Below are 11,615 nucleotides of genomic sequence, written 5' to 3'. Positions count from 1 at the left end.
TATGTCGTCCTTTGTTGAAATGATCGAAAACATCACCCCGGATATTTACCAAAGCCTGAAGTTGGCGGTGGAAATCGGTAAATGGGCCGATGGTCGCAAGCTGACTCTGGAGCAAAAGGAGCTGACGCTGCAGGCGATGATTGCCTGGGAGCTGAATAACCTGCCGGAAGAACAGCGCACCGGCTATCTGGAGCAGGAGTGCGAATCCCATCCGGCGCCGAAGCTGAATATCTTGTTCAAATCTTCGGACACCCAGCACTGATGCTGGAGCTTGGGCGCGGCGCCCTGAGTAAAATGAGCGCGCAGCTTGGCTCGCTGGAGCAGCCGGTGCAGTACGCGTTTTGCTTGGGTGAGCAGGAGGTGCCGGTTAATCCGCTGATCGGTCAGCGGCTGCGCCTGGATTATCTTGGCGCCATCCATTGCACGCATTGCGCGCGTAAAACCAAAAAGAGCTTCAGTCAGGGTTATTGCTACCCCTGTTTCACCAAGTTGGCGCAGTGCGACACCTGCATGATGAGCCCTGAGCGTTGCCATTACGCCGCCGGCACCTGTCGCGAGCCGAGTTGGGGTGAGCAGTTTTGCATGACCGACCATGTGGTCTATCTGGCCAACTCCTCCGGGGTCAAGGTCGGCATCACCCGCGCCACCCAGGTGCCAACCCGCTGGATCGATCAAGGTGCCAGTCAGGCGTTGCCGATCATTCGCGTCAGCACCCGGCAGCAATCAGGCTTTGTCGAAGACCTGCTGCGCAGCCAGGTGGCCGATCGCACTAACTGGCGCACCATGCTCAAGGGCGAGGCCGCGCCAGTTGATCTGCGCCAAGTGGCCGAGCAGATTCTTGGTGTGTGTGCCGAGGGTATGAGTGAGTTGCAGCAGCGTTTTGGCTTGCAGGCGATTCAGCCGCTGAGTGATGCCCAGGTGCTCGACATTCGTTACCCGGTCAGCGCCTATCCGAGCAAAATAACCAGTTTAGATTTAGAGAAAACCCCGCAAATCGAGGGCACCCTGCTGGGCATTAAAGGCCAGTACCTGATCTTCGATGTTGGGGTGATTAACATTCGTAAATACACCGCTTACCAACTTGCCGTGCAGCAGCTTTAGAGGTCACTCGTCATGCGTACCGAACAGCCGAAAATGATTTATTTAAAAGACTATCAGGCGCCCGAATACCTGATCGACGAGACTAATCTGACCTTCGAACTGTTCGATGACCATACCCTGGTGCATGCGCAGTTGCTGATGCGCCGCAACCCTGCGCGGGGTGCCGGTTTGCCGGCGCTGGTGCTGGATGGTCAGCAACTGGAGTTGCTCTCGCTGAGCATGGACGATCAACTGCTGCAGGCCGGCGACTACCAGCTGACCGATAACCATCTGACCCTGCAGCCCACGGCCGCCAGTTTTACCCTTAACAGCAGCGTGCGGATTCATCCGGAAACCAATACGGCGCTGGAGGGGTTGTACAAATCCAGCGGCATGTTCTGCACCCAGTGCGAGGCCGAAGGGTTTCGCAAGATCACCTACTACCTCGATCGCCCCGATGTGATGAGTCGCTTCACCACCAGCCTGAGCGCCAGCAAGCAGGACTATCCGGTGCTCTTGTCCAACGGCAACCCGATTGCCAGCGGTTCAGAAGAGGGCGGGCGGCATTGGGCGACCTGGCAAGATCCCTTTATGAAACCGGCCTATCTGTTCGCCTTGGTTGCCGGTGATCTCTGGTGCATTGAAGACAGCTTCACCACCATGAGTGCGCGTGAAGTGACGCTGCGTATCTATGTCGAGCCGGAAAACATCGACAAGTGTCAGCACGCCATGGACAGCCTGAAAAAATCCATGCGCTGGGACGAAGAAGTCTATGGCCGTGAGTACGACCTCGACATCTTCATGATTGTCGCGGTCAACGATTTCAACATGGGCGCCATGGAAAACAAGGGCCTCAATATCTTCAACTCCAGCTGTGTGCTGGCTCGCGCTGAAACCGCCACCGATGCCGCGCACCAGCGGGTCGAGGCGGTGGTGGCCCATGAATACTTCCATAACTGGTCGGGCAATCGGGTGACCTGTCGCGACTGGTTTCAGCTGTCGCTGAAAGAGGGCTTCACGGTGTTTCGTGACGCCGAATTCAGCGCCGACATGAACTCGCGCACCGTTAAGCGCATCGAGGATGTGGCCTACCTGCGCACCCATCAGTTCGCCGAAGATGCCGGTCCCATGGCCCACGCCGTGCGGCCCGACAGTTTTATGGAAATCTCCAACTTCTACACCCTGACCGTTTACGAGAAGGGTTCCGAGGTGGTGCGCATGCTGCAGACCCTGCTCGGCGCCGAAGGTTTTCGTAAGGGCAGCGATCTGTACTTTGCCCGCCACGACGGTCAGGCCGTGACCTGCGATGACTTTATCCAGGCCATGGAGGATGCCAATTCAGTAGAAGGGCAGGCTGTGGACTTGAGCCAGTTCAAGCGCTGGTACAGCCAGGCAGGTACGCCGCGCTTGGCGGTCAGCGAGGCTTACGATGCAGCTGCCAAGACTTATCACCTGACATTTCGTCAGGATTGCCCGGCCAGCCCAGGGCAGGTTGCCAAGTTACCCTTTGTTATCCCGGTCGAACTGGCGTTGCTCGACGCCCAAGGGCGCGAGTTGCCGCTGCGGCTAGTGGGCGAGGCTGCAGATGCAGTCAGTACGCGGGTGCTGTCGGTAATTGAAGCTGAGCAGAGCTTTAGCTTTGTCGATATCGCCGAGCGGCCGTTGCCGTCGTTGCTGCGCGGATTTTCCGCGCCGGTGAAGTTGAGCTTTCCCTACAGTCGCGAGCAGCTGCAGTTTCTGATGCAGCACGACAGCGATGGTTTTAATCGCTGGGATGCCGGCCAGCAGTTGGCGGTGCAGGTGTTGCAGGAGCTGATTGGCCAGGTGCAGCGCAACGAGCCTTTGTTGCTTGATTCGCGCTTGGTCGAGGCTTTGCGTGCGGTGTTAACCAATGAAAGTCTGGATCCGGCCATGGTTGCCGAGATGCTCTCGCTGCCGGGCGAGGCCTATCTGGCCGAGATCAGCGCAATGGCGGATGTCGAGGCCATTCATAACGCTCGCGAGTTTGCCCGCAAACAACTGAGCGAGGCCTTGTTTGAGCCGTTGTGGCAGCGCTATCAGGATAATCGCGTGGCTTCGCGGCAGACGGCCTATGTCGCCCAAGCCGCGCACTTTGCCCGGCGTAGCCTGCAAAACATTGCGCTGTCGTATCTGCTGCTCAGCGAGCGGCCACAGGTGTTGGCCGCCTGCCTGGAGCAATATGCAGTCGCCGACAATATGACTGAGCGCTTGGCGGCGCTGGCTTGTTTGGTCAATTCGCCGTTCGAAACCGAGCGGGCGCAGACGCTGGCCGACTTTGCCGAGCAGTTCAAAGCCAATCCGCTGGTCATGGATCAGTGGTTCAGCGTGCAAGCGGCCAGCGGTTTGCCTGGTGGTTTGCAGCGGGTGCAGCAGTTAATGACGCATCCGGCCTTTACCCTGAGCAACCCCAACAAGGTTCGCGCCTTGATCGGCGCGTTCGCCGGGCAGAACCTGATCAACTTCCATGCCGCCGACGGTTCGGGTTACCGCTTCCTCGCCGAGCAGGTGATTAGCCTGAATGCCAGTAACCCGCAGATCGCCTCCCGCCAATTGGCGCCGCTGACCCGCTGGCGCAAATACGATGCGCCCCGGCAAGCACTGATGAAGGCCGAGCTAGAGCGGATTCTTGCCTCTGGTGAGCTGTCTAGCGATGTTTATGAAGTGGTCAGCAAGAGCTTGCTGTAGCGCTTAACGGGCAAGATCGGCTTTAGACAAAGTGTTACCAGGCATGGCTGGGTAACACTTTTTTGTTACCTAAGGGAGTAAGCAGGATTTTGCTCATGCAAAGTCTTTCTTATAGCTGGTTAATTTGCCTTGACGGATAAATATTTTGCTGAAGGTTGATGCCGGTGCGAACTGATCGCGAATGACTGCGCGAGCCAGATCGTTAGACAAAGTCGGTGGGGGATGTGAAAAAGACGCTGTGACTGATCGGTCGCTGTACAGTCACAAAAGCGACGCTGCACCTTAGACGTGGAATCTCACTGTTTTTTAAGACTTTTGCCGAGTTGGCACTGTATGTGCTCTGTAGACAGGGTTAAGTGGGCGACTTTGATTGCCCCGCAAGCAAAAGGTCGTCATAGAAGTACGACCAAATCGGGCGCCTGAGTTCAGGTGCTCAATACAATAAGATTACTGTCAGCGGAGTAGAGCAACGATGGAATTTAAGACCCGTAAGCCCCTGTTGCGTTTCGCCCCGGCGAAAGCAGGTTTTGCCTTGGCTGGTTTGCTGCCGCTGCTGGTTGCTGTGCAAGCACAAGCTGTTGAATTCAGCTTCGCCGATGATGAAGTGACAGGTTCCGTTGATAGCACCGTGTCCTACGGTCAGCTGTGGCGTGTGCAGGGTCGAGACAAGACCAACGACGATATCAATGCCAACGATGGTAATCGTAACTTCGATACCGGCTTGGTTTCTGAAGTGTTTAAAATTACTACCGACGCCGAAGCTAAATATCAAAATTACGGCGTTTTTGTTCGTGGTACGGCGTCTTATGACACCCAGCTTATGGATAAGCGTAACGACTATTACGATAATAATAATCCTGCGCAGCCTAGCCAGAACTATCCGAAAGACAGCAGCTATACCTACGATACCCGTCACACTGCGGGCCGTAACGCTGAGATTCTTGACGCCTATGTGTATGGTAACTGGGATATTGCCGAGAAGCCGGTAACAGCACGTCTGGGTAAGCAGGTATTCAACTGGGGTGAGGGCCTTTTTTATCGCGGTGGCGTTAACACCACCAACCCTATCGATGCCGCCAAGTTCCGCTTGCCAGGTTCCGAGCTGAAAGAAGTACTGATTCCGGTGGAAGCGCTTAATCTTAGCGTGGGTCTGACCGATAACCTGTCGATGGAAACATTTTACCAGTTCAACTGGAAAGAAACTGCAATCGATCCAGTCGGCACTTACTTCTCTGAGACGGATTTGTTTGCTCCGGGTGGTAATACGGCCTATCGCGACTTTAGCGGAACTTCAGCAGCTCCGCTGATTCCTATTTACACGGCCATCGGTAATGGTACGGGTCCACTTGCTTTTCTTTCGCCTGCCGCCAAAGCAACAGGTTTGTATCAGCAGGGGGTTAATTTTTCAGACGGTAATGTTCTGAGAGTTGCCGAGATTGATAGTGATATCAATGCGAAAAATGATGGTCAGTTCGGTACTTCATTCAAGTATATAGCTGAAGGATTGAATTCGACCGAGTTCGGTGCGTACTTTGTGAATTATCACTCGAAAGAACCAGTCATTGCGGCCGACTTGAATGGTTATACCGGTGTCGATCTTGCAGCGCTTACAAGTGCTTTGGGTGGCTCTGCCGCTGCCGCTGGTGGTGCGGCTACCATTGATATTTTGGGCGCTGTGCGCGGCAAGCGCGAATATGTGGAAGATATCCGCATGATGGGCCTGAGTTTCAACACTACGTTGGATGAAACATCGGTATTTGGTGAGTTGGCCTATCGCCCGAATAATCCGATTGGTATCGCGCCGACTAACGACTTGATCGGCGACCTTATTCTGCAGGGTGCGCAGTTGGCTGATACCTCTGGCAGTCGGGGGCCTAATAGTGGCACGGCGTTGCTCGGCGGCGAACGTATTAATCGCAATGGCGAAGTTCATAACTATACCCGCGTAGAAACCTTCAATGCTTCTCTCGGGGCAATACAAAACTTCGGTACCGCATTGAGTTTTGACTCGCTGTTTGGTGTGGCTGAGTTGGCTTCCGAGCATTATCGCGGCGATAACCTGCAGTACACCGCATTTGATGGGTCTAATCGCTACTATGCGGGTCGTCCTAATAGCGCTTACCTAAGCGGCTATGATCGCTCCAGCCAGATCAACAAAAATGCCTATGGCTACACCCTGTTGCTTAACGGTACCTGGAATGATGTTTACGCAGGGGTGAACCTTTCCCCGTATGCAGTTTACAAGAGCGACTTTGAAGGTAACTCGAGTCAGACCGGTAACTTCATCGAAGGGCGTCAGGCTTATACCTTGGGCTTGCGTGCTAGTTATCTGAGCAGCCTAGAAGCTGAGCTGGCTTATACCGAATACTACGGCGCCGGTCAGGATAACGTTGCGCGTGACCGCGATAACATCGGTATGAACGTTAAGTACTCGTTCTAATTATTAAAAAATACCGAGGGCCAATGAGCCCTCGGTTGTTGAATCATCACGGAGAGATATGATGCTGAAAAAGCACACGCTGATTGGCGCCGCAATCGCACTGGCGCTGTCTGCTGGTAACGTTATGGCGGCAGTTTCGCCACAAGAAGCTGCGAAACTCGCTACTACCTTGACGCCATTCGGCGCTGAGAAAGCCGGTAATGCTGCAGGTACTATTCCGGCTTGGACGGGCGGTATCACTAAGGTTCCGGCTGAGTACAAAACCCCAGGCCAGCATCACCCTGATCCGTTCGCGGGTGATAAGCCGCTGTACACCATTACCAAAGCCAATATGGATCAGTACAAAGCCAACCTGACCCCAGGTGTTATTGCGCTGTTCAATGCTTATCCAAATTCGTTCCGTCTGCCGGTTTATCAGACTCGCCGCTCCGGTTCTGCACCGCAGTGGGTGTATGACAACACCGCTAAGAACGCCACCACCGCCAAGCTGGTCGAGGGTGGTAACGGTTTTGTTGACGCCTACGGCGGCACCCCGTTCCCAATCCCACAAAATGGTGTTGAAGCCCTGTGGAACCACGTGGCTCGCTACCGTGGCAGCTTCATCGTGCGCCGCGCCACTGAAGTGGCCGTACAGCGTAACGGTGACTACAACCCAGTGACTTCGCAGCAAGAAGCCTTGTTTCGTTTCTATAACCCTAAAGGCACGGCTGCCGATCTGAACAACACCCTGTTCGATTACCTGTCGTTCACCAAGAGCCCGGCTCGTTTGGCTGGCGGTGCGATTCTGGTTCACGAAACCCTCGATCAGGTAAAAGAGCCACGTCAGGCTTGGGGTTATAACGCCGGTCAACGTCGTGTGCGTCGTGCGCCTAACTTGGCCTATGACACGCCGATCTCGGCTGCCGATGGCCTGCGTACCGCCGATGACACCGATATGTATAACGGTGCTCCAGATCGTTACGAGTGGAAGTTGATTGGTAAAAAGGAAATCTACGTTCCTTACAACAACTACCGAGTTACTGCGCCTGGCGTTAAGTACAAGGATCTGCTGCAAGTGGGTCACTTGAATCCTGATCTAACCCGTTGGGAACTGCACCGCGTTTGGGTAGTTGAAGGCAAACTGAAAGAAGGCGCGCGTCATATCTACTCCAAGCGTGTGTTGTTCCTCGACGAAGATAGCTGGCAGGCTGCTGAAGTTGACCAATACGACGGTCGTGGCGATTTGTGGCGTGTGTCGGTTGCTTATCTGAAGAACTTCTACGAGCTGCCAACTACTTGGTCGGCACTGGATGTGTTCCACGATTTGCAAGCGCGTCGCTACCACGTACAAAACTTGGATAGCGAAGAGTCGACCACCATCGACTTCAGCCAACCGATTCCGGACGATGGCTACTTCAAGCCAGCTGCCCTGCGTCGTCGCGGCACTCGTTAAGCGTTACTGTTAAGTGCTAAGGCCGCTCATTCGTAGCGGCCTTTTCACGTTATAAGTCGACCAAATTGCAATTGCCGGCGATAGGTAACAAAACATAACGTCGCGCCGATTGTCAGGGGTTTGTATTGCTCGCTAGGATAGGCGGCCTACTTCGTAGAGCTTCCGATAATAATCAAGGGGATAGGTGTATGCGTGAGCCCATTTCGCGGCGCACACAGTCGGGTATTAGTGCAGCTTTGCTGCGCATGCCTGCGTTGCGCTGCCAGTCACCACTGGCTAAGGCCGTTTCGTTGCTCGGCGCCTTGTCGCTGCTAAATTTGTTTACTGCGCCGGTGATGGCGGCGAGTGCTGCAGATGCGCCGGTGTACTCGATAGTGATGCCAAAGGCCGCCAATAGCTTGCTGCTAGATGTTGCCCGAGCCGGCAGCCGTTTGGTCGCGGTGGGTGATCGCGGGCATGTGCTCTATTCCGACGACAACGGTGCCACCTGGACGCAAGCCAAGGTCCCTACTCGGCAAATGCTCACTTCGGTGTTTTTTGTCGATGACAAAAAAGGCTGGGTGACTGGGCATGACTCGCTGATTCTCGCCACTGCTGACGGTGGTCTGACCTGGACTGAGCAGTTCAGCGACCTCGAGCGTGAAGCGCCGTTGCTGGATATCTGGTTCAAGAATGCCGAACAGGGCTTTGCCGTCGGCGCCTATGGCGTCTTGCTGGAAACCACCGATGGTGGTGCGCAGTGGGACGATGTGAGTGATCGGCTGGATAACGAAGATCAGCGGCACCTAAACGGCATCACCGAAATCAAAGATTCCGGCCTGTTTGCGGTTGGTGAAATGGGCAGCATGTACCGCTCCAGCGACTGGGGGCAGACCTGGGAAACCCTGGAAGGCCCTTATGAGGGTTCATTATTTGGCGTTTCCGCCACCAGCGAAAGCGGTTCGGTGCTGGTGTATGGCTTGCGCGGGCATTTGTTCCGCTCCAGTGACTTCGGTAAGACCTGGCAGCAAGTTGATTTAAAAAGCGGCAATGGTGTCTTGGACTTCGGCTTGGCCAATGGTGCTTTGCTCAAGGACGGCTCGGTGGTGGTGGTTGGCCACGGTGGTAGCGTGCTGAAAAGTACCGACAAGGGGCACAGCTTCAGTGTGCTGAACCGTGCAGATCGCTTGTCTTTGTCCGGCGTTAACGCTGATGACAAAGGTAATTTGATTTTGGTAGGTCAGGGCGGTGTGCATGTCGCAACGTCTACTGGCGCCGCGCCACAACAATAAGCCGGGCTCGATAAGGTATTAGCGATGAGTAAGCATCACCAGGACAAGGCGACATTTCTCGAACGCCTGATTTTTAATAACCGCCCGGCAGTGATTTTAATCTGCCTATTGGTCACCCTATTTCTGGGTTTCCAGGCGTTGCAAGTGCGGCCCTCGACCAGTTTCGAGAAGATGATCCCTCTGCACCATCCGTTCATTCAAAAGATGATGCAGCACCGCGATGACCTGGCGGGTTTGGGCAATACGGTACGGATCTCGGTTGAGGCGGTGGATGGCGATATCTTCTCCAAGGAATATATGGAGACGCTGCGCCAGATCAACGACGAGGTGTTGTACATTCCCGGCGTTGACCGTTCGGGCTTGAAGTCGCTGTGGACGCCCAACGTGCGCTGGACCGAAGTTACCGAAGAAGGTTTTACCGGTGGCTCGATTATCCCGCAAACCTACAATGGCTCCTCCGACAGCTTGAATGAGTTGCGTAACAACATCCTCAAGTCGGGGCAGGTTGGCCGTTTGGTCGCCAACAACTTTAAATCGAGCATTCTCGATGTGCCGTTGCAGGCCTCCTATCCCGATCCGAATGACCAGGGCACGCTGTTGCCGCTGGACTACCGGCAGTTCTCCCACCAGCTGGAGGAGCGGATTCGCGACAAGTTTCAGCAGCAAAATCCGAATGTGAAAATTCACATCATCGGGTTTGCCAAGAAGGTTGGCGATCTGATTGATGGCTTGCTGATGGTGGTGATGTTCTTCGGCATCGCCTTCGGCATTACTTTGGTGCTGCTCTACTGGTTCACCTGGTGCATGCGCAGCACCATTGGCGTGCTGGTCACCACCCTGGTGGCGGTGATCTGGCAGCTGGGCCTGATGCACCTGGTCGGCTTCGGGCTAGACCCGTACTCGATGTTGGTGCCGTTTCTGATTTTCGCCATTGGTATTTCCCATGGCGTGCAAAAAATCAACGGTATCGCCCAGCACTCAAGCGATGCCGAGAACGCTTTAACTGCCGCGCGGCGCACCTTCCGGCAGTTGTTCCTGCCGGGGATGATTGCGATTCTGGCCGACGCCGTGGGCTTTATCACGCTGATGGTGATGGATATTGGCGTGATCCGCGAGCTGGCCATTGGTGCCTCGATCGGTGTGATGGTGATCGTGTTCACTAACCTGATTCTGCTACCGGTGGCCATTTCCTACCTCGGTATCAGCAAGAAAGCGATTGAGCGCAGTAAGAAGGATGCCAACAGCGAGCAGCCGTTCTGGCGTTTGCTGTCGAACTTTGCCCACCCGGTGGTGGCGCCGATTTCGGTGGTGATTGCCTTGATGGCCTTCGGTGGTGGCCTCTGGTACGGCCACGACCTGAAAATCGGTGACCTGGATCAGGGCGCACCTGAGTTGCGTCCCGATTCGCGCTACAACCTCGACAACAAGTTCATCATCAATAACTACTCAACCAGCTCTGATGTGTTGGTGGTGATGGTCGAAACGGCCCCTGAGGGTTGTTCAACCCATGAGGCACTGACGCCGATTGATGAGTTGATGTGGAGCCTGGAAAACACCCAGGGCGTGCAGTCGGCGATTTCCTTGGTGACTGTCTCCAAACAGGTCATCAAGGGCATGAACGAGGGCAACCTGAAATGGGAAACCCTGTCGCGTAACCAAGACGTGCTGAACAACTCGATCTCGCGCGCCGACGGCCTGTACAACACCGACTGCTCCTTGGCGCCGGTGCTGGTGTTCCTCAACGACCACAAAGCCGAAACCCTTGATCGTGCCGTCGCTGCCGTGCAGGCGTTCGCCAAAGAACACGACACCGATAACCGCAAATTTGTCCTGGCCGCAGGTAATGCCGGGATTGAAGCGGCCACCAACGAGGTGATCAAGGAGTCTGAGCTCACCGTGCTGTTGTTGGTGTATCTGTGCGTGGCGACCATGTGCATGATCACCTTTCGCTCATTCGCCGCGACCCTGTGCATCGTGCTGCCATTGGTGTTGACCTCGGTACTGGGTAACGCGTTGATGACCTTCCTTGGGATTGGCGTCAAGGTGGCGACCTTGCCGGTAATCGCCCTGGGTGTGGGTATCGGTGTCGACTACGGCATCTATATTTACAGCCGTCTGGAGAGCTTCCTGCGCGCCGGTTTGCCGTTGCAAGAGGCCTACTACCAGACCCTCAAGTCGACCGGTAAGGCGGTGCTGTTTACCGGCCTGTGCTTGGCGATTGGCGTGGCGACCTGGATGTTTTCGGCGATCAAGTTCCAGGCGGATATGGGTTTGATGCTGACCTTTATGCTGCTGTGGAACATGTTCGGCGCCCTCTGGCTGTTGCCAGCACTGGCGCGCTTCTTGATCAAACCTGAGAAGCTTGCAGGTAAAGTCGGCGGCTCCTTGCTCTCGCACTGATACTCGCGAGCGCCATAAAAAAACCGCAGCCTTGGCTGCGGTTTTTTTATGGCCGTGGATTCGTTATGTGTTGCAGCGTCGTAGCTCTTTGTAGGATGGGTTGAGCTTGCGATACCCATCGAGAATCCGACGGCGATCAAGTCGGTGATGGGTATCGCTGCGCTTCACCACATCCTACGGTTGGTTTTCACGGTTAATGGCTATCAACCCATGACGGGGACATAGCCATTTTATGGTTGTGTCCCCGTTGTCTGTTGAAGGCAGAGTCGTAGGACGGGCTCAGGAG

General features: G+C 55.1%; 7 protein-coding genes. All 7 read left to right on the top strand.

Translation table 11 applies throughout. The features are described 5' to 3' along the window. Nucleotide 1: 1 nt before the first annotated feature. The 7 genes from Q8R10_RS00145 to Q8R10_RS00115 all read left to right on the top strand — a co-directional run bounded on the left by Q8R10_RS00145 (nucleotide 2) and on the right by Q8R10_RS00115 (nucleotide 11,329). The gene (locus tag Q8R10_RS00145; protein ID WP_305649908.1) at nucleotides 2-262 is read left to right on the top strand and encodes a YeaC family protein; all 261 of its coding nucleotides are present in this window, start codon (nucleotides 2-4) and stop codon (nucleotides 260-262) included. Beyond that, nucleotides 262-1,101, top strand: a complete 840-nt coding sequence (locus Q8R10_RS00140) for a DUF2797 domain-containing protein (RefSeq protein WP_305649906.1) — start codon at nucleotides 262-264, stop codon at nucleotides 1,099-1,101. The genes Q8R10_RS00145 and Q8R10_RS00140 overlap by 1 nt, the downstream gene beginning before the upstream one ends. 12 nt (nucleotides 1,102-1,113) lie before the next feature. Further along, nucleotides 1,114-3,786 (top strand): aminopeptidase N, encoded by a 2,673-nt coding sequence (gene pepN, locus Q8R10_RS00135; RefSeq protein ID WP_305649904.1) that lies wholly within the window; start codon nucleotides 1,114-1,116, stop codon nucleotides 3,784-3,786. A 472-nt stretch (nucleotides 3,787-4,258) separates the two neighbouring features. After that, nucleotides 4,259-6,226, top strand: a complete 1,968-nt coding sequence (locus Q8R10_RS00130; RefSeq protein ID WP_305649902.1) for a DUF1302 domain-containing protein — start codon at nucleotides 4,259-4,261, stop codon at nucleotides 6,224-6,226. A gap of 61 nt (nucleotides 6,227-6,287) precedes the next feature. After that, nucleotides 6,288-7,658 (top strand): DUF1329 domain-containing protein, encoded by a 1,371-nt coding sequence (locus Q8R10_RS00125; protein ID WP_305649900.1) that lies wholly within the window; start codon nucleotides 6,288-6,290, stop codon nucleotides 7,656-7,658. Nucleotides 7,659-7,846: 188 nt separating this feature from the next. Further along, nucleotides 7,847-8,929 carry a YCF48-related protein gene (locus Q8R10_RS00120; RefSeq protein ID WP_305649898.1) on the top strand — a complete coding sequence of 361 codons (1,083 nt, stop codon included), beginning with the start codon at nucleotides 7,847-7,849 and terminating at the stop codon, nucleotides 8,927-8,929. 24 nt (nucleotides 8,930-8,953) lie between these two features. After that, on the top strand, nucleotides 8,954-11,329 hold the full coding sequence (locus tag Q8R10_RS00115; RefSeq protein WP_305649896.1) for an RND family transporter: 2,376 nt from the start codon (nucleotides 8,954-8,956) through the stop codon (nucleotides 11,327-11,329). Nucleotides 11,330-11,615: the final 286 nt, after the last annotated feature.

Origin of the sequence: Pseudomonas sp., assembly GCF_030698175.1 — a bacterium.
GTDB lineage: Bacteria > Pseudomonadota > Gammaproteobacteria > Pseudomonadales > Pseudomonadaceae > Aquipseudomonas.
The sequence above is the reverse complement of the archived record's forward strand: the minus strand, read 5'-3'. Positions and strand labels throughout refer to the sequence as shown.

Excerpts from the sequence above, each read along its gene's own strand:
- pepN (WP_305649904.1), top strand. The coding sequence starts at position 1,114 with ATGCGTACCGAACAGCCGAAAATGATTTATTTAAAAGACTATCAGGCG.
- Q8R10_RS00115 (WP_305649896.1), top strand. The coding sequence starts at position 8,954 with ATGAGTAAGCATCACCAGGACAAGGCGACATTTCTCGAACGCCTGATT.
- Q8R10_RS00145 (WP_305649908.1), top strand. The coding sequence starts at position 2 with ATGTCGTCCTTTGTTGAAATGATCGAAAACATCACCCCGGATATTTAC.
- Q8R10_RS00120 (WP_305649898.1), top strand. The coding sequence starts at position 7,847 with ATGCGTGAGCCCATTTCGCGGCGCACACAGTCGGGTATTAGTGCAGCT.
- Q8R10_RS00130 (WP_305649902.1), top strand. The coding sequence starts at position 4,259 with ATGGAATTTAAGACCCGTAAGCCCCTGTTGCGTTTCGCCCCGGCGAAA.
- Q8R10_RS00125 (WP_305649900.1), top strand. The coding sequence starts at position 6,288 with ATGCTGAAAAAGCACACGCTGATTGGCGCCGCAATCGCACTGGCGCTG.
- Q8R10_RS00140 (WP_305649906.1), top strand. The coding sequence starts at position 262 with ATGCTGGAGCTTGGGCGCGGCGCCCTGAGTAAAATGAGCGCGCAGCTT.